Source organism: Clostridium sp. OM05-6BH (assembly GCF_003481635.1).
GTDB lineage: Bacteria > Bacillota > Clostridia > Lachnospirales > Lachnospiraceae > Butyribacter.
In genome coordinates, this window is sequence record NZ_QULH01000004.1 from 154,301 (window position 1) to 175,891 (window position 21,591).

21 protein-coding genes are annotated in these 21,591 nt (G+C 41.7%); 19 read left to right on the plus strand and 2 right to left on the minus strand.

Features of this window, described 5'->3' with window-relative positions; all coding sequences use genetic code 11:
- Nucleotides 1-4 precede the first annotated feature (4 nt).
- From DXB73_RS05890 to scpB, 10 genes are all read left to right on the plus strand, one after another.
- A complete protein-coding gene (locus tag DXB73_RS05890; protein WP_118507028.1) occupies nucleotides 5-1,219 on the plus strand; it encodes a ribonuclease E/G in 1,215 nt (404 codons plus the stop codon).
- A 1-nt stretch (nucleotide 1,220) separates the two neighbouring features.
- On the plus strand, nucleotides 1,221-2,312 hold the full coding sequence (locus tag DXB73_RS05895; RefSeq protein ID WP_022025132.1) for an iron-containing alcohol dehydrogenase family protein: 1,092 nt from the start codon (nucleotides 1,221-1,223) through the stop codon (nucleotides 2,310-2,312).
- A gap of 19 nt (nucleotides 2,313-2,331) precedes the next feature.
- Nucleotides 2,332-3,378, plus strand: a complete 1,047-nt coding sequence (locus DXB73_RS05900) for a nucleoid-associated protein (protein WP_022025133.1) — start codon at nucleotides 2,332-2,334, stop codon at nucleotides 3,376-3,378.
- An 18-nt stretch (nucleotides 3,379-3,396) separates the two neighbouring features.
- Nucleotides 3,397-3,666, plus strand: a complete 270-nt coding sequence (locus DXB73_RS05905) for a hypothetical protein (protein ID WP_022025134.1) — start codon at nucleotides 3,397-3,399, stop codon at nucleotides 3,664-3,666.
- 193 nt (nucleotides 3,667-3,859) lie between these two features.
- Nucleotides 3,860-4,165 (plus strand): 50S ribosomal protein L21, encoded by a 306-nt coding sequence (rplU, locus tag DXB73_RS05910; RefSeq protein WP_022025135.1) that lies wholly within the window; start codon nucleotides 3,860-3,862, stop codon nucleotides 4,163-4,165.
- 11 nt (nucleotides 4,166-4,176) lie between these two features.
- Entirely contained in the window at nucleotides 4,177-4,512 is a 336-nt protein-coding gene (locus DXB73_RS05915; RefSeq protein WP_118690428.1) for a ribosomal-processing cysteine protease Prp, read from the plus strand.
- Between the two features lie 4 nt (nucleotides 4,513-4,516).
- Nucleotides 4,517-4,804 (plus strand): 50S ribosomal protein L27, encoded by a 288-nt coding sequence (gene rpmA, locus DXB73_RS05920; RefSeq protein ID WP_022025137.1) that lies wholly within the window; start codon nucleotides 4,517-4,519, stop codon nucleotides 4,802-4,804.
- Between the two features lie 175 nt (nucleotides 4,805-4,979).
- The gene (obgE, locus tag DXB73_RS05925; protein WP_118690429.1) at nucleotides 4,980-6,269 is read left to right on the plus strand and encodes a GTPase ObgE; all 1,290 of its coding nucleotides are present in this window, start codon (nucleotides 4,980-4,982) and stop codon (nucleotides 6,267-6,269) included.
- Nucleotides 6,270-6,314: 45 nt separating this feature from the next.
- Nucleotides 6,315-7,106: a segregation/condensation protein A gene (locus tag DXB73_RS05930; RefSeq protein WP_022025139.1), complete on the plus strand. Its 792-nt coding sequence runs from the start codon at nucleotides 6,315-6,317 to the stop codon at nucleotides 7,104-7,106.
- 41 nt (nucleotides 7,107-7,147) lie between these two features.
- The gene (gene scpB / locus DXB73_RS05935; RefSeq protein ID WP_022025140.1) at nucleotides 7,148-7,717 is read left to right on the plus strand and encodes an SMC-Scp complex subunit ScpB; all 570 of its coding nucleotides are present in this window, start codon (nucleotides 7,148-7,150) and stop codon (nucleotides 7,715-7,717) included.
- Nucleotides 7,718-7,836: 119 nt separating this feature from the next.
- On the opposite strand, the gene DXB73_RS05940 is transcribed toward scpB, so the two are convergent.
- Complete coding sequence (locus tag DXB73_RS05940; protein ID WP_022025141.1) at nucleotides 7,837-8,460, minus strand: DUF1836 domain-containing protein; 624 nt, start codon at nucleotides 8,458-8,460, stop codon at nucleotides 7,837-7,839.
- A gap of 143 nt (nucleotides 8,461-8,603) precedes the next feature.
- Here DXB73_RS05940 and DXB73_RS05945 point away from each other — a divergent pair, with 143 nt between their 5' ends.
- The 9 genes from DXB73_RS05945 (at nucleotide 8,604) to DXB73_RS05985 (ending at nucleotide 20,150) form a co-directional block, all read left to right on the plus strand.
- A complete protein-coding gene (locus DXB73_RS05945) occupies nucleotides 8,604-8,939 on the plus strand; it encodes a YabP/YqfC family sporulation protein (protein ID WP_243034662.1) in 336 nt (111 codons plus the stop codon).
- Nucleotides 8,940-9,117: 178 nt separating this feature from the next.
- Nucleotides 9,118-10,386, plus strand: a complete 1,269-nt coding sequence (locus DXB73_RS05950; protein WP_182448249.1) for a sporulation protein YqfD — start codon at nucleotides 9,118-9,120, stop codon at nucleotides 10,384-10,386.
- Nucleotides 10,361-11,389: a PhoH family protein gene (locus tag DXB73_RS05955; protein ID WP_022025144.1), complete on the plus strand. Its 1,029-nt coding sequence runs from the start codon at nucleotides 10,361-10,363 to the stop codon at nucleotides 11,387-11,389. Before DXB73_RS05950 ends, DXB73_RS05955 begins: the two co-directional genes overlap by 26 nt.
- 19 nt (nucleotides 11,390-11,408) lie before the next feature.
- The gene (locus tag DXB73_RS05960) at nucleotides 11,409-12,629 is read left to right on the plus strand and encodes an HDIG domain-containing metalloprotein (RefSeq protein ID WP_118690431.1); all 1,221 of its coding nucleotides are present in this window, start codon (nucleotides 11,409-11,411) and stop codon (nucleotides 12,627-12,629) included.
- Between the two features lie 76 nt (nucleotides 12,630-12,705).
- A complete protein-coding gene (ybeY, locus tag DXB73_RS05965; RefSeq protein ID WP_118690432.1) occupies nucleotides 12,706-13,212 on the plus strand; it encodes an rRNA maturation RNase YbeY in 507 nt (168 codons plus the stop codon).
- 18 nt (nucleotides 13,213-13,230) lie between these two features.
- On the plus strand, nucleotides 13,231-14,874 hold the full coding sequence (locus DXB73_RS05970) for a polysaccharide biosynthesis protein (RefSeq protein ID WP_118690433.1): 1,644 nt from the start codon (nucleotides 13,231-13,233) through the stop codon (nucleotides 14,872-14,874).
- A gap of 22 nt (nucleotides 14,875-14,896) precedes the next feature.
- Nucleotides 14,897-18,097, plus strand: coding sequence for a DEAD/DEAH box helicase (locus DXB73_RS05975; protein ID WP_118690434.1), 3,201 nt, complete (start codon nucleotides 14,897-14,899; stop codon nucleotides 18,095-18,097).
- 128 nt (nucleotides 18,098-18,225) lie between these two features.
- Entirely contained in the window at nucleotides 18,226-18,573 is a 348-nt protein-coding gene (gene rplS, locus DXB73_RS05980) for a 50S ribosomal protein L19 (protein ID WP_118690435.1), read from the plus strand.
- A 239-nt stretch (nucleotides 18,574-18,812) separates the two neighbouring features.
- The gene (locus tag DXB73_RS05985; protein ID WP_118690436.1) at nucleotides 18,813-20,150 is read left to right on the plus strand and encodes a VanW family protein; all 1,338 of its coding nucleotides are present in this window, start codon (nucleotides 18,813-18,815) and stop codon (nucleotides 20,148-20,150) included.
- Between the two features lie 158 nt (nucleotides 20,151-20,308).
- Here DXB73_RS05985 and arcC read toward each other — a convergent pair whose 3' ends face one another.
- Nucleotides 20,309-21,244: a carbamate kinase gene (gene arcC / locus DXB73_RS05990; RefSeq protein ID WP_118507036.1), complete on the minus strand. Its 936-nt coding sequence runs from the start codon at nucleotides 21,242-21,244 to the stop codon at nucleotides 20,309-20,311.
- Between the last annotated feature and the right edge of the window lie 347 nt (nucleotides 21,245-21,591).

The window sequence follows — 21,591 nt, forward strand, 5'->3', positions numbered from 1 at the left end:
AGGCGTGGTTAATAGCGTGAAAGAAGAGTTGTTAGTGACACGCAGAGAGGACAAGATCCTTTTTGCGAGAGTGCAGGATGGAAAGATTGTTCAATTACAGGCAGAAGATTCGGATGGCGGTATTTTGGGCAATATCTATGTTGCCAAAGTGCGCAATATAGTAAAAAATATTAATGCGGCTTTTGTCGAGTTTGCCAAAGGACAGATGGGTTATCTTCCTCTGACAGGACAGATTGCACCGATTCATACCGATGGAACACCGAGAAACGATGACCGTATATTGATCGGTGATGAATTGATCGTTCAGGTGACAAAGGAGGCAGTGAAAACAAAGCCACCGACGGTATCCTGTGCGATAGAGCTGCCTGGCAGATATGCGGTTCTTACCCGCAAAAATGGAATTGTAACGAGTGTGTCAAAAAAGATCCAAGATGAGGACAAGCGGGAAAACTTACGCTGCATTTTGCAGGAATATGCCGGTGAATCTTATGGGTTTGTGGCGAGAACCAACAGTGCCTCCTGTGAGGAAATGACGTTTCGGGGCGAGATCGAAGGACTGGTAAAACAGTATGAACAGATTACAAAACAGGGAATACATCGAACGGTATATAGTGTGTTGTACCGTGCAGCAGATGGCTATCTGTCCCAAATTAGGGATAGCTTGGGCGGTCAGTCAACCGGCATTTTGACCGACGATGAAGAATTATATGCTCAGATCCAAACATATTTGGAAGCCGGTGGGTTGCAGGACAGTATGCCGCTAACACTATGGGATCCGGATCATGGGAAAATGGATGCGGTATATGATATCAGCCGGACGATCGAGAAAGTGTTACGTCCTAAAGTTTGGCTTCGGGGCGGTGGTTATCTGATCATTCAGCCAACCGAGGCATTGATCGCTATTGATGTGAATACCGGCAAGGCAATTTCTAAAAAGAAAGATGTGGAAAAGACGTTTTTGAAGGTCAATATGGAAGCGGTAGAGGAGATCGCCAGACAGTTGCGTTTGCGAAATCTTTCCGGCATGATATTGATTGATTTTATTGATATGAAAGATCCTGAACACAAAGAAAAGGTGCTTCAGGCTTTGGAAAGGGCGACGGCGAAAGATCCCGTTCAGACAACGGTTGTCGATATGACAGCGTTAGGTCTGGTAGAGGTAACTCGCAAAAAAGTTCGCAAATCTTTCTACGAACAGTTAAAGAAAGGACAGGATTGATATGACAGCAATGAACTTTTATATGCCGACGAAGGTGTATCAGGAATGGAATGCAGTAGCGAATCATGCAGAGGAGATCGCTTCTTTTGGTAAAAAGGCGTTGATCGTAACCGGACGCCATTCTTCCAAACAAAATGGATCACTTGCAGATGTTATGGCCGCTTTGGAAACATGCGGTACAGAATATATTGTTTATGATCGGATTGAAGAAAATCCATCCATCGCAACGGTTATGGATGCAGCCGGGATCGGCAGGGAACAGGGTGCAGATTTTGTGATCGGTGTAGGGGGAGGCTCCCCGTTAGATGCGGCAAAAGCCATTGCAATGATGATCCATAACCGCGATACTTCCAGTGAAGTTTTGTATCAGAAAATCACATTGCGTGCATTGCCGGTTGTAGCAGTTCCAACAACGTGTGGAACAGGGTCAGAGGTGACACCGTATGCAATTTTGACAAGAGATGATATTCAGACAAAACAAAGCATTCCACATAAGATTTTTCCGAAACTTGCTTTGGTCGATCCGAAATACTTAAAGACTGCATCTGCGCAGGTTCTTGCCAATACTTGTATCGATGCGTTGGGACATTTGATCGAAAGCTATTTTAATTCGCATGCCGGTGAATACAGCCGTATGCTTTGCATGACAGGATTTGAAGTGTGGGGTGGCTGTAAAAATGTGTTGCTCGGCATGGATCCGGAAGAGGAAGATTATGAAAATATGATGTTAGCTTCCAGTCTTGCAGGAATGGCAATCGCACATACCGGTACGTCACTTCCGCATGGCATGAGCTATTATCTGACGTACCATAAGGGGATACCGCATGGAAAGGCAGTGGGATATTTTCTGCCCGGCTATTTGCGTCTGTTTGCGGAACAGATGGATGTTGAGGTGATGATGATCCTCAGAAGTTTGGGCATTGGCAGTTTGGAGCAGTTTGAGGGATTGATCCGTGAATGTCTTGGAACCCCGGAGATCACGGATGCTGAAAAAGAAGCTATTTTGAAGGAAATCACATCATCAGAACGTAAACTGGCAGCAGTACCGATCCCGGTGACAAGAGAACAGATCGCGGAAATGATCACAAACTAGCAAAGGATAGGAGGCAGAGATGGATATATCCTTTCAGGAAACAGGAGTAGTCAAACAAAAAGAGGACATTATTATTCGGCGAGGTATTGTACATATTTTGGACGCGACGCTCGGGTATCCGGTCTATTCGGAGCAGGAACTGGATCTAACGCCGGATATTAACGATTTCTTTCGGAGTCATATCTTTAAATTGATGTCAGGAGATGACATGAAAAAATGTTATTTTCCGGAGGAAGAAGATTCTCCGGTGTATGACATTGTTAAAGAATTTAGTGAAGATGATCTCGTTGCGGACAGTAAACGTCTGACAGACGAATTGTACCGGATCATGAATGCAAACGTTGCAATTCCCTCAGCGGATCTGGCAATTGTAACCTTTCAGGTTGCCGGACAGAAATATCTTGCGCTGCTTAAAATGAATTACAAAGAAAGTTTTGTGCATATGACGAATGCAGAGGAAGCCGGTAATGTAAATAGTATTATCCGTTATCAGGCAACTTTGCCGGGATCCGGATCCAAACTGTCCGAGGCTGTCATTATCAATTTGCAGGACTTCTCTGTCCGCATTGTGGAAAAGAAATACGAAGTGAATGGGGAAAAAGTAAATTATTTATCCGAACTGTATCTGCAGTGTAAGGCAGCGATGTCCGATAAGACAAAATTAGCAGTCGTTACCAGAGCAGTTGAGCAGGTCAACAAAAAGCATTTTTCGGAAGAACCTGTAAAGCAGATGGAAACGAAAAGCATTTTGAAACAGGAGATCGAGGAAAATGGTGCGATCCAGGTTGAGCGTATCAGCGAGAAAATGTATGGCAGTACACCGGAGATTAAAGAAGAGTTTGATGCCAAAATGGAAAAATACCATATGGAGAAGGCCGAGGTAAAGCCACAGAGCGAACAGACGACGAAAAAATTTGAAAAACAGTATTTAAAAACAGACACCGGTATTGAGATCAACATCCCAATGGAACAATATCAAGATATTGATCAGGTGGAGTTTATCACAAACGCCGATGGAACAATATCAGTACTGATCAAGAACATTAATAAGATTATGACAAAATAATGAAAAAGGAGGACAAACATGTTTCGGATCTGGGGAAAGATTTGGAAAGACAATCATTTGCTGCAAGATATTACGATCTGCGATGCTGCTACGGATAAAAATCGTACCCGCAAAGTATTTGATGCGATCGAAGAGATGTGTTATACCTTTGATCTGAGCAAGCCTATCTGGTTGGAGAGCAATATACAAGATTTTCAGCGGAGAGACAAGACAAGATTTACAAAGGACTCCTTTATTGATGAGATAGATTTTGATTATTTGGAGATCCAAATGTTGGAAGAGGATTAGTGCATAAGCAGGCTATAATAACAGCCTGTTACATATGGCAAATATTTGTGCAAAATGTATTGACATTTTTAAGACATGATGATAAACTAATCAAGTGTGCCGCTTAACGAGGTACCTTGAAGTGCTGTTTTTGTAAGAATTTGCAGGGACGGACACCGTAGTTAGCGAGTAATAATGAAGGAGGAACAGGTCTATGTACGCAATTATTGCAACAGGTGGAAAGCAGTATAAAGTTTCCGAAGGTGACGTGATCAACGTTGAGAAGCTTGCTGTAGAAGCTGGTGAGACAGTTACATTTGATAACATTGTTGCTGTAAGTGATGGCTCCCTTAAGGCTGGCGCAGACGTAGCAAACGCTACTGTTACTGCATCTGTCGTAAAAGAGGGTAAGGCTAAGAAAGTAATCGTTTACAGATACAAGAGAAAATCCGGTTATCATAAGAAAAACGGTCACAGACAGGCTTACACACAGGTTAAGATCGAGAAGATCAACGCTTAATAGGTGACAGAATGATAAATATAACCATTTATCAACGGCAAAAGGATGTGTATGACGGCTTCCGAATGGAAGGTCATGCAAGGTATGCCAAATATGGAAAAGATATTGTATGCGCCGGTGTTTCGGCATTGGTGATCAACACGATCAATTCTATAGAGAAATTTACAGGTGACACCGTCACAACGACGATGCATCCGGATCTTGTGGAGATGAGAATAACGTCCGAACAGATCAGCCCTGAAGCCGAATTGTTACTTCGTTCGCTTGTATTAGGATTACAGGGAATACAAGCAGAATATGGCAAACGATATCTGAAAATTAAGTATAAGAGAAAGCAGGAGGTGTAGAAACATGTTAAAAATGAACCTTCAGTTATTTGCTCATAAAAAAGGAATGGGTTCTACTAAGAACGGTAGAGATTCCGAGTCTAAGAGATTAGGAGCAAAGAGAGCAGACGGACAGTTTGTACTCGCTGGTAACATCATTTACAAACAGCGTGGAACAAAGATTCACCCAGGCGTTAATGTAGGACGTGGTGGTGACGATACATTGTTTGCATTGGTAGACGGTGTTGTTCGTTTTGAGAGAAAAGGTAGAGACAAGAAGCAGGCTTCCGTATATCCAGTAGAAGCAAAATAGTCTTTGAGCCGGTAGAGCCGGTTACCGATACAAGAGGCTGTCATTGTACAGCCTCTTTTTCGTAGAGACAGAAGTGGTGTCATGCAGCGTCAAACTGTAAAGCACTTGTACCATATTTCATAAAATATATATTGATAGAGATTTGTTATTTTATTGCTAGAAGGAAGGTGAGCCCATGTTTGCAGATAGTGCAAAAATATATATCCGTTCCGGAAAGGGCGGAGATGGACATGTTAGTTTCCGAAGAGAATTGTATGTGGCTGCAGGAGGTCCTGACGGCGGCGATGGTGGCCGCGGTGGAGATCTGATCTTTGAAGTCGATCCGGGAATGAATACATTAAATGATTTTCGACATATCCGAAAGTATGTTGCGGGGGATGGACAGCCCGGTGGAAGAAGACGATGCCATGGAGCAGACGGTGCAGATTTGGTCGTAAAGGTACCGGAAGGCACAGTTGTAAAAGAAGCTGAGACGGGAAAAGTGATCGTTGATATGTCTCATGACTGTAAACGTGAGGTTATCCTTAAAGGTGGCCGTGGCGGTAAGGGAAATATGAATTATGCGACGCCGACTATGCAGGTGCCAAAGTATGCACAACCTGGTAAGCCGGGGCGAGAGCTAAATGTTATATTAGAGTTAAAAACGATCGCAGATGTTGGATTGGTGGGATTTCCGAATGTTGGTAAATCAACGTTTCTGTCACGCGTCAGCAACGCAAAGCCAAAGATTGCCAATTATCATTTTACGACTTTACAGCCAATGCTTGGTGTCGTTGATCTGGAAGGTACCGATGGTTTTGTGATCGCAGATATTCCGGGTCTCATTGAGGGTGCCGCAGACGGTATCGGTTTAGGCCATGAATTTCTGCGTCATATTGAACGGACGAAGGTGTTTATCCATATGGTAGATGCTGCATCCACTGAGGGAAGAGATCCGCTCAATGATATTAATATTATTAATCAGGAATTAAAGAAATACAGCGAGGAGCTTGCGGCACGTCCACAAGTGATCGCAGCGAATAAAACAGACGTATTTTATGGGACTGAAGAAGATACCGTGATCAGCCTGCTTCGTGAAGAATTTGAGCCAAAGGGAATACCGGTATTCCCGATTTCTGCAGTTAGCGGTAAGGGTGTCAAAGAACTGTTGTATCATGTGAAAAAGATGTTAGATGATATTCATGAAGAACCAACGGTCTTTGAGCGCGAGTTTGTTCTAGATGAGATGGATTTTGCGGATGAACCATATACTGTAGAATATGACGAAAAAGAAAATATGTATGTTGTAGAAGGCCCGCGTATTGAGCGAATGTTAGGATATACGAATCTGGACTCTGAAAAGGGATTCCAGTTTTTCCAGAAGTTCCTTAAGACCAGTGGTATTTTGGAGGAACTGGAACGTCTTGGCATTGAAGAGGGAGATACCGTACGTATGTATGATCTGCAGTTTGATTATTACAAGTAATCATTGATCCCAATAACTTTAAAACCAAAGGAGATATAAGTGGCGATGGATTCCAGTGTGATTTCGGTAAAGTTAGATGCATTTGACGGACCGCTAGACTTGTTACTGCATCTGATTGAAAAAAATAAAATAGATATTTTTGACATTCCGATCGTGCAGATCACGGAGCAATATTTGGAGATCATCGCACAAATGGATCGCAAGGACATGGATGTTATGAGCGATTTTTTGGTGATGGCGGCAACGCTGTTAAAGATAAAGTCCAAAATGCTTCTTCCGGTAGAGGTGACCGAGGAGGGTGAGCCGGAAGATCCCCGTGCGGAATTGGTAGAGCGCTTGTTAGAGTACAAGACATATAAGTATGCGTCTTATGAGTTAAAGGATAAGCAGATGGATGCAGCAAGATTGCTGTTCAAAGAATCTACGATCCCCGCAGAAATTGCTGACATCAAAGAAGAAGTCAATGTTGAAGAATTGTTGTCAGATGTTACATTGGCAAAATTGCAGACAATTTTTCATTCTGTGATGAAGAAACAAGTTGATAAGATTGATCCGATCCGAAGTAAGTTTGGTAAGATTGAGAAAGAATCTGTTACACTGGCGGATCGTATGCTGTTTATCGAAGAGTATGCAATGCTTCATCAAAAATTTTCGTTTCGCCAGATGCTAGAAAGCCAGCCAAGTAAGACGATGATCATTGTAAGCTTTTTGGGAATTTTGGAATTGATGAAAGTCGGCAAATTAAAGATCGTTCAGGAAAATATCTTTGATGATATTTATATAACTTATGACAATACCGTAAAATACGAGGGAGAGATCATTCCTTCCAGTGAGTAGTGATTGTAAGCGGATAGAGTGAGAAAGGAGGTCCGTTTGGTGTGAAACTTTCGGAGCTAGAAGCTAAAATAGAGGCTATTCTCTTTACAATGGGAGAGGCAGTAGAATTGGAAAGGATCGCAGCGGCAACAGAGCAGGATGAGGATACATGCCGCAAGGTGATCCGCAGCATGATGGATAATTATGCGGCAGAGGATCGTGGTATTCAGATCATAGAACTGGATGGTGCGTTTCAGATGTGTACGAAAGCAGATATGTATGAGGCGATCGTCCGTATTGCCCATGTTCCGAAAAAGCATGTTTTAACGGATGTATTGTTGGAAACGTTGTCGATCATCGCTTATAAGCAGCCGATCACAAAGGTGGAGATCGAACATATCCGAGGTGTGAAATCGGATCATTCGGTCAACAAATTAGTAGAGTATAATCTGGTTTGCGAAGCAGGTCGCCTGGACGCACCGGGACGACCAATCCTTTTTGCGACGACTGAGGAATTTTTGCGGAACTTTGGTATTGAGTCATTAGATGATCTTCCGGTTGTCAATCCGGAAAAGATTGAGGATTTTAAGCTGGAGGCAGAAGAAGAAGTTCAATTAGAACTTGATATTTAATGATTCAAACTTTCCATACCACATCATCTTTCTTTGTTAAGTCTCTGATGAATTGTAAAAAGACTCTGGGGAACAATGATTCAACATTGTTCTTTGGAGTCTTTTGTGATGATCAGATGTTAATTTTTCTTTTTGCTGTTCGATTTTTTTTGATCCATCATATCTTTATCAATGATCGATTCGATCACGCTTTTCTTTACCCAAATATCAAAAGATAGTGAGCAGATAAAAGCAAAGTTGCTCAGGAGTTTCCTTTCTTCATCATCCTCAATATCCGCAAATGCCTTATTAGAGTCGCGCAGTTTGCGGATCATATCTCGTACTTCAAAGTCAATATTTTCGTATTGTCGTTGAAAAATCTCTTCATAAACGGTATTTAAGTTACGACCATTTTCGGAGTGAAAAAAACGTTTTGTGATCGGTGCCAAAATGCTTTGGATATCATTGATCGACAAAAAGTTCTTAAAGTAATAGATAAACAGCAGTAACACCATATGCTCCGGAGAATATTTTTTCTTCTCCGAAGGTGGGAGAAGATTGTTCTTAGAGTAATTATTGATCATTGTCTTTGTTAGGATCTTATCATCCTCAAATCGCTTGGAGGATTTTAAGTGATCGTCCATAAAAGTTGTGATCTGATCCATATACAAATCAATATTCGGAATCTCATCCGGCTCAATATAATCAATATTCTGAATGCTTCGCAACAGATCGATCATATCGCGGTCATATTTCTCATGCATAATTCGTGTCCTTTCCCAGCTAAAATACAAAAAGCCTATATAAGTATAGCGTATTTAAAAAGATTACGCAATGCAAACAGAGGTAACAATTTGGGACTGTTGCATAGAATATAAGGAGGAAGCAGCAGGATGGGAGAATACAGGTGACAACACTTGGAAAACGTGGGAATAGGCATAAACATCATCCGAAGGCGCATGTTAAACCTGCGGATGAAGAACCAAAGATTGCGTCTGCCATTTCCAGAAAGTTTCAAATGTCGGAAGATATTATTGCCGGAGCACCTTTATTAATGGGATATGGCAGAGGCAGGTTATGTATTGAAAATTATCGGAATATAATAGAGTATACGGACTCCTTGATACGGATTCAGACAAAGACAGGTCGGATCCATATTATTGGCAGAAATTTAGTCATTGCATATTTTCGGGATGACGGCATGTGTGTTGTAGGAGAAATCGGCACCATAGAATATCACTAGCCTCATTATATACACAATCCAAACTTCGCACATCAAAAGCTGCTATCGGGTCATATATTACTTATTATGACATGATGTTTTTTGAGGTGAGGAGTTTGAATACATAGCTGTAAGTTGTATAAGGGGCGTTTTTTAGTGATATTAATTGGATGGTTTCAGTGTGGAAATGAGGGCTTTCATGGTACATAAAGTAATCGGATGGCTTGCGGGCTATGTAACAATACGGCTTCGAGATGGAGAAATTGAGCGGTTTGTTAATATGTGCAGGTATAAAGAAATTCCGCTTTGGAATGTTTATTGGGATACAAAACGTAAATACCTATATGCAGATATATCCTTAAAAAATTTTTGGAGATTGCGTCCGATCGTTCGGAAAACACATGCGGTACCCATTGTTGTAAAGCGTCACGGCGGCCCTTTTTTGCTGAGTAGCATACAGAAAAGAGCAAGTTTTTTTGCTGGGCTCATTTTGTTTCTTGCCGGAATAATATTTTTGGCAGGCAGAATATGGGGCATATCATTTGAAGGAGAACAATATCATACCGAAGAAAGTTTGCGGCGTTTTCTAAATGAGAGCGGTGTGTATATGGGAATGCCGTCAAAAGGTTTAAGCTGCACAGAGCTTGCTAAACAGATCCGAAGAAGATATCAGGATATTGGATGGGTTTCTGTTGAAAAAAAAGGAAGCTGTTTGTTTGTTCGATTGCAGGAAGTAACGTTAATGAAAGAAAAAAAAGATGCTTCTTCGGCGGCTGATCTTATCGCTGCACACGATGGTAAAGTGATCTCTATTGTCACTAGGGAGGGAACGCCGCAGGTACATGCCGGAGCAAAAGTAAAAAAAGGCGATGTTTTAATTTCAGGTAAGGTAGAAGTGATCGGAGATGGCGATGTAATTCAGAATATTCGTTTTGTACGTGCGAAAGGAACTGTGGTGATCGAGGGAAAGAAAGAATATAACAAGTATTTGAGCATGACATACCAAAAGCACGGCCTTGAGAAACACAAAAAGAATGTGTATTGTCTTCGATATCAGCAAAATCGATTTTTTTTGCATAATCCGTTAAATCGTTTGGAAAGTGATAGGAAATATGCTATAATTACTGAGAGTGGGCAACTATGCTCAAAAGTGATACCGCGTTCTCCTTTTTATTGGGTGAAGGCATCTTATCAGGAGATGTATTCCAAAAAAATGGTGTATACGCGGAAACAGGCGAAGAAGAAACTGTTGAACCTGCATCGGGAATATATTCGCCGTCAAGAGGAAGACGGGTATCAGATTCAGGAGACAGCTCCGGAATTTCAGGTTCTTGATAGCGGGTACAAACTGAAAGATACGGTTATATGGCGGTCTTCGCATCATAAATACCGCAAAATATCAGTTTCCGAAAGGAAGAAACAGAAAGAGGAAATAAAAACAGATGGCAATTATGGAAACGCTCATTGAGATTCCGGCTGCACTCGAGGCTAATGTATTTGGTAAGCTGGATGAACACTTAAAGAAAATAGAACGTGCACTTAATGTTACGATGGTGGCAAGAGACGGTACGTTAAAACTGATCGGTGAGGCAGCGGATGTCAAGCAGGCGGAGAGCGTGCTGATGCAGCTGTTAGAGCTTGCAAGACGTGGCAATACAGTGACGGAACAAAATGTGAACTATGCGCTTGGAATGATTCTTGAGCATCGTACACCGGATTTGGTATCAATAGATTCTGATATTATCTGTCATACGATTCAGGGAAAACCGGTGAAACCGAAAACAGCAGGACAAAAGGCGTATATTGATCTTATTCGCAAGAAAATGATCGTATTTGGCATAGGCCCTGCCGGGACCGGTAAGACATATTTGGCGATGGCGATGGCAATCGAGGCATTTAAGCGTGATGAGGTAAGTCGTATTATATTGACCAGACCGGCGATCGAAGCAGGAGAAAAACTTGGTTTTTTACCGGGGGATCTGCAAAGTAAAGTTGATCCCTATCTTCGTCCGCTTTATGATGCATTACATCAGATCATGGGTGCAGACAGTTATTTGCGCAATGTAGAGAAGGGCTTGATCGAAGTTGCGCCATTGGCATATATGCGAGGAAGAACGCTGGATAATTCCTATATTATTCTTGATGAGGCGCAAAACACGACGCCGGCGCAGATGAAAATGTTTTTAACACGTATTGGATTTGGTTCGAAGGTAATTATTACCGGTGATCTGACTCAGAAGGATCTGCCGAGCGGAACAACTTCAGGTCTGGATCAGGCGTTAGATGTACTTGGCAAGGTTGAGGACATAGGTATTGCACATATGACTAATCAGGATGTAGTACGTCATCCGCTGGTTCAGCAGATCGTTAAGGCATATGATGATTACGATAAACGTATGGAAAAACAGCGTAAAAGAAATCAGTTCAAAGAAAACCGGGGTGCTGAACATAGAAAAACCGGACACAGATAGATGAGGAGGATGGAAGAGCATGTGGCGCAGAATATACCAGCGTAAACTTCTTTTTTGGATAGGCATGTATTTGTCAATAGCATTTGGAAGTGCGTTGCAGGGCTTTACTCAACATCAGCCGATCTATGTCTGGACAGCAAATGTTGTGTTTTCACTGCTTATTGTTTTTTTGTGGCACAAATTTTCCGGCTATATACAAGAAGTAAGAGGTCACAGCTTACAGGACAAGCTTATCCTGGTCTTTTTGTTTGCACTGTCCAATGTCATGTTAGCATGCAGTGCTTGGCAGTCGTTGGGATATTTGTGGCTGCTGCCGGTCGTTATGGTTTCGATCGGAAGTGGTATTGAACAGTCTGTTATTCTTTTTATTGCGCTGCTGTCACAAAATTTGTTGCTGCACAGTGCGTCTTTCAGCGCAAGAGAGCTGTTGATCGTTACATTTTTCGGGTTTGTCTGCATATGGCTTTTATCACAAGAGCTTACCGGACGTGTGTTATCGTATGTTGGTATTTTGATGTTAGTGTTGGAAAGTGTATTACAGATATTACGGCATCAGTTTATGCTGCCGTCAATATTGCAAGAGTTTAAGAACACTCCACAAAAGATCTTAATGGAGTATGGAAGCATAATTCTGTTGTTTCTGTTTGTGTGGTGGTATGTATTTTATCGCCAACATTCTGGAAAGATGACAGAAACAGAGTTAGCGAAGCAGCAGGAATTGAACAAAAAATTGAGCCTTATATTAGAGGCTGATTTTGGATTGTTATTGCGGCTGCAGGAATTTTCCGGACAGTTGTTTATACATTCGATGACGATCAGCAGTGTGTCAGCGCAAGCGGCCAGACATATGGGAGGAAATGTATTGCTGGCGCAGGCTGGCGGGCTATATCATGAGATTGGCAGGATTACAGGAGATTCAAATTATATTGATGCAGGTGTTAAACTTGCGGAGGAATATGATTTTCCGAGGGAATTGACAGATATTATCAGGCAACACAGTATGCGGCATGAAAAACCAAAGTCCTTGGAAGCGGCTATTGTACTGTTTACAGACTGTATTGTGTCAACGAATGAATATTTGGAAAAAAACGGTCAGAAGGAAGGTGTTTCTACACAGAAGCTGGTAGAAGGAATCTTTCAGAATCGTTTATCGAAAGGAACTTTATCAGAGTCCGGATTGTCACAACAACAGATTGATAAATTACGACATTTTTATATAAAGCAGTATTTTAATGGCTGATGTATTTGGCGTAAAGCGGATCAATGTGCTGCAGCACAGATGGTTCTGCATTGTTGGAAAGGAATGGAGGATAAGAATGACAATACTAATGGATCAGGATGTCGAGAGTGATCTTCCTGTACAGTTAAATGAGGATATAGAACGGGTGATACAGCAGACGCTGTCTTTGGAACATTGTCCATATGAATGCGAAGTAAACATCACGTTTACGGATAATGATGGGATAAGGATGATCAACCGTGAGTTTCGTGAATTGGATGTGCCGACGGATGTATTATCATTTCCGATGGTGGATTATAAAGAACCGGCAGATTATGACTATTTGGAAACAGAAGAGGCACAGATATCCTGTTTCAATCCGGAAAGCGGAGAATTATTGTTAGGAGACATTATCATATCGTTAGAACGTGCGGATGAGCAGGCAAAAGAGTATGGGCATTCCGTGCGGCGTGAGATCTGCTTTTTGGTAGCCCACAGTATGTTACATTTGTTGGGATATGATCACATGGAGGATGAGGAACGACTCGTTATGGAGGCCAAACAAAAAGAGGTATTAGATACCCTTGGAATTACAAGAAATTAGGAGGAGTAAGTAAAAAACATGGAAGCGAATCAAAACAAAGCAGAAGGATTTTTGAAGCAGGGAAGTATTCTTGCAGCCGCATCAATTTTAGTTCGTTTGATCGGTATGTTTTACCGTATCCCGCTCGCAAATATTATTGGAGATGCCGGTAATGGAATCTATTCCGCGGCGTTTGAGGTATACAATATTTTATTGATCATTTCCTCTTACGGAATGCCGATGGCAGTGTCTAAGATGGTTTCGGCAAAATGCACCAAAAAAGAATACAAAGGAGCTTACCGGGTATTTCGTTACTCCATGGTCTTTTCGATTTTTTCCGGCGGATTAATGGCACTTTTTGTGTTCTTTGGAGCCGGTTGGATTGAGAAAACCTTTTTCTCAAGTTTTCAGGGAATATCTATTCCACTGCGTGTGCTGGCACCGACAATTTTTGTCGTAGCTGTAATGGGTACGCTGCGTGGACTGTTTCAAGGAAAAAATACAATGCTTCCTACGGCAGTTTCACAGATATTAGAACAGATTGTCAACGCAGTGGTTAGTATTGTGGCTGCATATTATTTGATGAGTGATCACAGTGCTTCCAAAAACTTGTCAGCGTGGGGGGCTGCCGGTGGTACGGTAGGAACTCTGCTCGGTGCAGCGTCTGCTTTACTGTTTTTAGGTATGATCTATACTTTGTATCGCCCGGTTCTTCGCAGACAGGCGCGTAGGGATCGAATTACACCTAGGGAATCTGCTGCAGATTATTATAAGTTGATCCTTTGGACGGTCATTCCTATCATACTCAGCCAGACGGTATATCAGCTTAGTGGAATTATCGATGTTACAATATTTAACTTTGCGATGGAAGCCAGAGGTGTGAATGCTACCGTAATTAGTACTTTGCAAGGTATTTACAGTACAAAGTATCGTTTGTTAGTCAGTGTACCGATTGCAGTATCAACGGCAATCGCATCTTCTATGATTCCTAGTTTGGTGGCATCGGTTACGACCGGGGATCGTCGTGCAATCAAAGACAAAGTGACGATGGCGGTTAAATTTAATATGATCATTGCATTTCCATCTGCAGTTGGATTAGCAATATTGGCACAGCCGATCATACGTCTGCTGTTCCCGGCATCCGATTATGTGACAGGAGGAATGATGCTAATGACAGGATCGACGTGTATTATCTTCTATGCATTGTCAACTGTGACAAGTGGGGTGCTGCAGAGTATTGACCGGATGAATCTGCCGGTCATCCATTCTTTGATATCATTAGCAATTCATGTCGTTGTCGTGTTTACACTGCTTCGTTTTACCGGAATGGGAGCGTATGCGTTGGTATTTGGTAATGTAACTTATCCGTTAGTCGTTTGTTTCTTAAATGGCAGAAGCGTCAGCAGAAATTTAGGCTTCAAACAGGAAGTAGTAAAAACATTCTGTGTCCCGTTTTTGTCTTCGGTGGTAATGGGAATACTGACGTTCGTTGTATACGAGTTGTTTTTCATTGTCAGCCATCGTATTTATGTTGCAATCGTACCTGCATTGGTTGTGGCGGTTGCAAGTTACTTTGCTTTGGTGTTGAAGTTGCAGGGACTTTCCAGGTCAGAGCTTTATGAGTTCCCGATGGGACGAAAAATGTCAATCGTTGCAGATAAATTTCATTTGTTGAACGATTAGTATAGGAATGAGGGTATAATGCATGTATAAGATCACAAGAGAGGCAATTAGAAGACTTGCCACGACGGAGACTGTTTACTACCGCGGAATGCGTTATTATGCGGCACATGCAGTGTCTGATGTGACGTGGAATGAAGCTACCAAGCAGTATCATGCATTTGTGCAAGGCAGCAACATATATGGTGTTACGATTGGATTTGGCGAAGATGAACAGATCACGCATAGCTGCAATTGTCCGGCTCATGCAAAATATCCGGGTGCCTGCAAACACGTTGTGGCTGCATTATTATTTATTGCAGATTATCAGCAGAGAGCAGACGCATTGGAAAATCTCGGTTGGGAAGATCAAACAGCATACAAGATAATAGAATATTTCCGCAAACGGGAATATCGCAAACTGACACCGCAGTATTTTCATCTGGCACTGCAGGTTACGGTCAATGAACCACTAAAGTCCAGACAGTCCAAGGCATTTGTTGGTCTGTACGCCGGCAGCAGCAAGATGTATAAAGTATCCAATACCAAAAAGTTTATTCAGGATTATTATAATCATAAAGAGATCCGACTAGGCAAAGAATTTCGGTATATACCGGAAGAATGTCAGTTTGAACCGACATCGGCGGCGGTTTTGGCTTATCTGACAGAAATATATGAGATTCAGGAGACATTAGGTAAGACGTATTATTCTAATCTATTTAATCGACAGGAATTGGTCGTATCACAAAATATGCTTTGCAAACTGTTACGTCTTGCAGAGGGATTACACTGTGATATAATTCTTCGGGATAAAAAGATGGAAAATATGGAGATTATGTGTTCGAATCCAAAGTTATCCATGGAACTGCAGATGGAAGATGAAGTGTTGTCTTTACATGATATGGGACAGGAGCTGATGATCTCTATTTGTGAAGATGGTTCGATCCTCTGTTATCAGGGAGGTATTTATCTGCCGGATATGGAGTTTTTAGCCAATTTGCGTCCATTTTTTACAACATTGTTTGGCAAAAAACAATCTGAATTAGAATTTCGTGGTGAAAATATGGGCAGCTTTATCGAAAAAGTATTGCCGGTGATCAAAAAAACCATGAATATTCAAGTGCCGGAGAAGATCAAAGATCATTATATTGTGGAACAGCTCCAGCCTAAATTGTATTTTGATATAGACCGAAGCAGACAAAGACCGGTTTTAGTGGCCCGTATGATATTTGCTTATGGAGAGCATGAGGTCAATCCTTTGCAAGATGAGCATAAAGGAAGTTATATTTTAGTACGTGATCGTGAAGAAGAGGAACAGCTTTTGCGGTTAATGTATGATAAGCATTTTTCGGTGCGCAGAGAGCAGTTCGTTCTGACGAAGGAAGACGAGATATTTCAGTTGATGACGGAAGGAATTCAAGATCTATGTCGTCAGTTTGAAGTTTTTTATTCAAAAGAATATAAGGCGAATTCCATCAAGAAAGTAGGAATGCTATCGGCAGGAATCCGACTCAACACAGATATTAATTTGTTGGAAATGGATGTTGACTATGGGCATATTCCTAAGGAAGAGCTAAGAGATTTCTTCCGTTCGATCAAATTAAAAAAGAAGTATTATCGCTTGAAAAGTGGTGCTTTTATTAATCTGATGACAGAAGATAAGCAGATTGATGAATTGCGGGATCTGTTGTCGATAGGAGAGGTGACGGAGGATAATAAGATTGCTTTCTCACAGACAGCTGTGATGGAAGTGGATGAGCTGCTCCCGCATACCCAGCGAATTACGAGAGATGCGGGGTATAAACAGTTATTGGAAGATCTGAAAAATCCGGATAAAACCAATTGGAAGCTGCCAAACGGTATGGAAGATATACTGCGGCCTTATCAGATAACGGGATATCGCTGGTTGTGTTCCTTGGCTCATTATGGAATGGGTGGGATTTTGGCAGATGATATGGGACTTGGTAAGACATTACAGACAATTACCTATGTATTGGCGAATCCAGGTACCCGTACCTTGATCGTATGTCCGACTTCGCTGGCGTACAATTGGCAGGACGAGTTTTCAAAATTTGCACCGCAGATCGCCACACAGATCATTTCAGGAACACCACAGGAACGTGCAGATCTGATGCAGCAGAGTGTAGATGTTCCGGTATGGATCACTACCTATCCATTGATTCGTAAGGATGTTGATCTTTACAAAGCGCAGATCTTTGATGCGTGCTTTATTGATGAGGCACAATTTATCAAAAATCCAACCTCGCTTGGCGCAAAGGCGGTAAAGGCTGTGCAGGCAAAGCATCGGTTTGCATTGACAGGTACACCGATTGAGAATACATTGTCAGAATTATGGTCAATCTTTGATTTTGTTATGCCGGGATTTTTTGGCAGATATCGACAATTTGAAGAATGTTATGAGAAGCCGATACTGCGCGATCACGATTCCGTTCAAATGCAAAAATTACGACGCAAGATCCGTCCTTTTGTGTTACGGCGTATGAAGAAAGAGGTACTTACCGAACTGCCGGATAAGATTGAAACCAGACGTATGGCAGAAATGGGTGCCAAGCAACGTAAGATCTATGAATCGTATTTGGCACGCATTCAAATGGAGTTGGCCGGAGATGAGGAGAATACACCTGGCGGCAATCGTATGCAAGTATTAGCGGCATTGACCAGACTTCGTCAGATCTGTTGTCATCCGGCAACGTTTGCATCAAATTATCATGGTGGAAGCGGCAAGCTGGATCTGCTTATGGAGCAATTACCGGATATATTGGAGGGTGGTCACAGTGTGATCGTTTTTTCACAATTTACTTCAATGCTTTCAATTATTGCGCACGAGTTGAAACAAAGAAATATTCCGTTTTTCTATTTGGCGGGATCGACCAGCGCGCAGGAGCGTAAACGCGAGGTCAAGGAGTTTAACCGCGGTGAAGTCAAAGTGTTTTTGATCTCCTTGAAGGCGGGAGGAACCGGTTTGAATCTGACAGGAGCTGATACTGTGATCCATTTTGATCCGTGGTGGAATCCGGCAGTTGAGGATCAGGCAACGGATCGTGCGTACCGCATTGGACAAAAGAAGAAAGTACAAGTGATCAAATATGTGATGAAAGATTCGATCGAGGAAAAGATCTATGAATTGCAGAAACGCAAAAAACAGCTTTCTGATCAGTTGATCCAGGCAGGGGAGAGTTTTGTAACACAGTTGACGATGGAAGAGATCAAAGAACTGTTTTTATAAAAAATATTTCTTGCAATATATTGCAGAGTGTGGTATTCTGTTGAAGTTGTGAGTAGAGATATTCCGCTGTTACGGTTGCAAAAAGCACAAAAGTATTAAGAATGTCAACATCAAAAAGGAGGTTCAACATGAACGATATTATTAAGGCGATTGAAAACGAACAGTTAAAGTCTGACATCACAGATTTTAATGTAGGTGATACCGTAAAGGTATACGCAAAGGTTATTGAGGGTTCCAGAGAGCGTATCCAGGTATACGAGGGAACTGTTCTTAAGAGACAGAACGGTGGAGCTCGCGAGACATTTACAGTTAGAAAACTTTCAAACGGTGTAGGCGTAGAAAAGACTTGGCCATTGCATTCTCCGATTATTGATAAGATCGAGGTAGTACGCAGAGGTAAAGCTAGAAGAGCAAAATTGTTCTATCTTCGTGACCGCATTGGTAAAGCTGCTAAGGTTAAAGAGATCGTTAAATAAGTAGTTTCATAGACGGACGTATTGGACAGGCGTTATGCGTTATAGCATAACGTCTGTTTTGTTTTTGAAACAGACATCCGGGGCGATCCTTCAGGCATGTATTCATCAGAGACATAACAAAATAAGAAATCACACAAATGTAACATTCTTGATGAATATTTGTAACATATTTATGCTAATATATACATCCGTTAGTAGAAAGTATTATATTACATCAGATATGGAGGAAGAGGATTGTTATGAAGAAGGGATATCAGATAGTAATAGGAGCGGCTGTTGCTTTGGCTCTTGTTGGGGGAGGTCTTGCAGGCAGAGCGATGTATGCGGAGCATCAGAGGAATCAAGCTGCAGCAGAGCATGCAAAGCAGGAAAAACTGATGAACGATAAAGTAACTTCCCATGCAGATAAAACCTATGGAAATAAATGGATACTGGATACGGAGCTGTCCGGTAAAACGGCAGAGCAGATCACACCGCTACTCAAAGCAGTAATGCAGAAATATAGCGAACGAAAAGTGACGATCACAGTAGATGGGGAAGCACAGACGTACTCTATGAAAGACTGTAAAGAAAAGATCCGTTATGTTTGCAGTGATGGTACGAAGTTTAAGCCGGGGGAGGAAGATAAACTTGCTCAAAGGCTGATCGCAATGGACAAGGAGCTTTCTGTATTGGATCAGTATGCGATCATTCAACAGGAGATGAAACCTTCTGCAGAAAAGATTACAATTGAATGTAAATCATCTTCTAAGGGACTGAAGGCAGTACGGTCATCATTACAATCCAAGTATGTGATCCCGGTTACTAATGCACATATGAAGGCAAATGGCAAGATTACAGGTACGAAGGATGGTCAGGCATTAGATTTAGATGCTATCCAAAAAGATTTGAAAACCTATTTAAATAGTAGTGAGCAGAAAGATTATGAAAATAGTTATGCGACGAGTGTTGTGAAACCGAGCTGGTATCCAAAAGATCTTAAAAAGGTTAACACCGTGATTTCTTCGTATGAGACGACATTTGTACATACGACGGATCGTGGGCATAATATTCAAGTGGGAGCATCTCGTGTCAATGGCATTTGTTTGCTGCCGGGAGAAAGCTGTTCCTTTGATGAGAGGATCCATGATAACTCGGATGGCCAGGCTTTTCGTAAAGCAAGTTCGTATTTGCGGGGACAGGTAGTGCAAACGGATGGCGGTGGAATTTGTCAAATATCTACAACAGCGTACAATGCGATTCTGCGTGCCGGAATATTGCCGGCAAAGCGCTATCCGCACAGCATGCCGGTGCATTATGTGCCATTGGGGTTAGATGCGGCAATATCAGAAGGTGTTAAAGATTTAAAGATTACCAATACACTGGATGTACCGATCATGATCTATGCGAAAACGAAGAAAAATCGTTTGATCTTTGAAGTGAAATCTTATAAGAATGCACTGAAAGGGTATCAATATAAGCCGCGAGCAGTACAGCTTTCCAGTGTTAGCGCAAAAGCTTATCTGGATATCTATAAAGGAAAGAAAAAAGTGAGATCCATTTTGCTGCACACTGATAAATATCAGCAGCACAGCTAGGATTGCAAAGTCCCTTTCAATATTCTTCGACATATATTTAAAACAGGAAAACGCTATCGTGTATTATGTACGATAGCGTTTTTTTTCGTCCCATTCAAAATTTGATGACAGCTTGTCGACTGTACGAAGTCTGAGACCGATCATGTTTATAAGTGGGATCAACAGGTGATCACAGTACCGGTTTTACCTTGAACACCGGCCAATGCAGTGTCAATGCTTGTAATGATTGATTTGCGACCATTGCCGGAAGAAGCAAAAGAAACGGCTGCTTCGACCTTAGGCAGCATTGCACCGGAAGAAAATTGATTCTCATTAATGTATTTTGTTGCATCTTCTACGCTCATTGCATCTAATGGTGTTTCTGTTGACGTGCCATAGTTCAATGCGACTTTTTCAACACCGGTAAGTAACAATAAGATGTCTGCATCCAGACTTTCTGCTAAGCATGCGCTAGTTACATCCTTTTCGATAACAGCGCTGGCGCCCTTTAGACGTGTGCCCTGCTGCAGTACCGGAATGCCTCCGCCACCGGCAGCGATGACGATCTGCTCTGCATCCATTAATGCCTTGATTGCATCAAGCTCGTAAATTTCAATCGGACGTGGGGCAGCGATGACACGCTGATAACCTTTACCAGGAACTTCCTTTACATGATTACCTTTATCTTTTTCTTTTTTAGCCTCTGCTTCTGTCATAAAACGACCGATTTCTTTTGATGGATAGCTAAAAGCTGCATCAAATGGATCTACACGAACCTGTGTGATCAAAGTAGATACCGGTTTGTAGATGCCGCGGTTAAGCAATTCTGTGCGGATTTCATTTTGAAGATCATAGCCGATATAACCTTGACTCATTGCGCTGCAAATAGACATAGGTGCTACGGTGTTACTTGGTTCCAAACGGCTGTACTCTGTCATTGCAGAGTGTATCATGCCGACCTGTGGACCATTGCTGTGTGTGATCACAACCTGATATTTTGCTTCGATCAGATCTGCAATTGCAGCAGCAGCGTTTTTGACAGCTTCTTTTTGTTCCGGGAATGTTTTTCCTAAGGCACTGTGGCCTAATGCAACAACAATTTTTTTACTATTCATATGCAATATCTCCATTCATATTTATTTATCATTAATAATGCGATATCTTCGGTAGCTTATACCGATAGAACTGTATTTATTTTACCATGGCGTCTAATGAAAATCAACAGAAAGCCATGAAAAGGGGACTGATCAAAAGGAGAGGGAGGACTGGCGATTCAGCGAGTTCAGCTTCACAAAATAAGTTAGCTCTAACAAACTGTTAAATAATATAAATGAAATGGCTGTTTGAAACTAATTTTCTAAAAAAATCAAAAAAACACTTTTCAAACCCAAAAAAGTGTGCTATAGTATCAGCAGTTGAATAAATAACAGACAAGAACAACGGCGTTCTCAAATTTATTTGG

What these genes read in the sequence shown, in the direction of transcription:
- DXB73_RS05900 (WP_022025133.1), top strand. Translation starts at nt 2,332, where the DNA reads ATGGATATATCCTTTCAGGAAACAGGAGTAGTCAAACAAAAAGAGGAC.
- DXB73_RS05930 (WP_022025139.1), top strand. Translation starts at nt 6,315, where the DNA reads ATGGATTCCAGTGTGATTTCGGTAAAGTTAGATGCATTTGACGGACCG.
- DXB73_RS05970 (WP_118690433.1), top strand. Translation starts at nt 13,231, where the DNA reads ATGGAAGCGAATCAAAACAAAGCAGAAGGATTTTTGAAGCAGGGAAGT.
- ybeY (WP_118690432.1), top strand. Translation starts at nt 12,706, where the DNA reads ATGACAATACTAATGGATCAGGATGTCGAGAGTGATCTTCCTGTACAG.
- DXB73_RS05960 (WP_118690431.1), top strand. Translation starts at nt 11,409, where the DNA reads ATGTGGCGCAGAATATACCAGCGTAAACTTCTTTTTTGGATAGGCATG.
- DXB73_RS05895 (WP_022025132.1), top strand. Translation starts at nt 1,221, where the DNA reads ATGACAGCAATGAACTTTTATATGCCGACGAAGGTGTATCAGGAATGG.
- DXB73_RS05940 (WP_022025141.1), bottom strand. Translation starts at nt 8,460, where the DNA reads ATGCATGAGAAATATGACCGCGATATGATCGATCTGTTGCGAAGCATT.
- rpmA (WP_022025137.1), top strand. Translation starts at nt 4,517, where the DNA reads ATGTTAAAAATGAACCTTCAGTTATTTGCTCATAAAAAAGGAATGGGT.
- DXB73_RS05905 (WP_022025134.1), top strand. Translation starts at nt 3,397, where the DNA reads ATGTTTCGGATCTGGGGAAAGATTTGGAAAGACAATCATTTGCTGCAA.
- DXB73_RS05950 (WP_182448249.1), top strand. Translation starts at nt 9,118, where the DNA reads ATGGTACATAAAGTAATCGGATGGCTTGCGGGCTATGTAACAATACGG.
- rplU (WP_022025135.1), top strand. Translation starts at nt 3,860, where the DNA reads ATGTACGCAATTATTGCAACAGGTGGAAAGCAGTATAAAGTTTCCGAA.
- obgE (WP_118690429.1), top strand. Translation starts at nt 4,980, where the DNA reads ATGTTTGCAGATAGTGCAAAAATATATATCCGTTCCGGAAAGGGCGGA.
- arcC (WP_118507036.1), bottom strand. Translation starts at nt 21,244, where the DNA reads ATGAATAGTAAAAAAATTGTTGTTGCATTAGGCCACAGTGCCTTAGGA.
- DXB73_RS05955 (WP_022025144.1), top strand. Translation starts at nt 10,361, where the DNA reads ATGGCAATTATGGAAACGCTCATTGAGATTCCGGCTGCACTCGAGGCT.
- rplS (WP_118690435.1), top strand. Translation starts at nt 18,226, where the DNA reads ATGAACGATATTATTAAGGCGATTGAAAACGAACAGTTAAAGTCTGAC.
- DXB73_RS05975 (WP_118690434.1), top strand. Translation starts at nt 14,897, where the DNA reads ATGTATAAGATCACAAGAGAGGCAATTAGAAGACTTGCCACGACGGAG.
- DXB73_RS05985 (WP_118690436.1), top strand. Translation starts at nt 18,813, where the DNA reads ATGAAGAAGGGATATCAGATAGTAATAGGAGCGGCTGTTGCTTTGGCT.
- DXB73_RS05915 (WP_118690428.1), top strand. Translation starts at nt 4,177, where the DNA reads ATGATAAATATAACCATTTATCAACGGCAAAAGGATGTGTATGACGGC.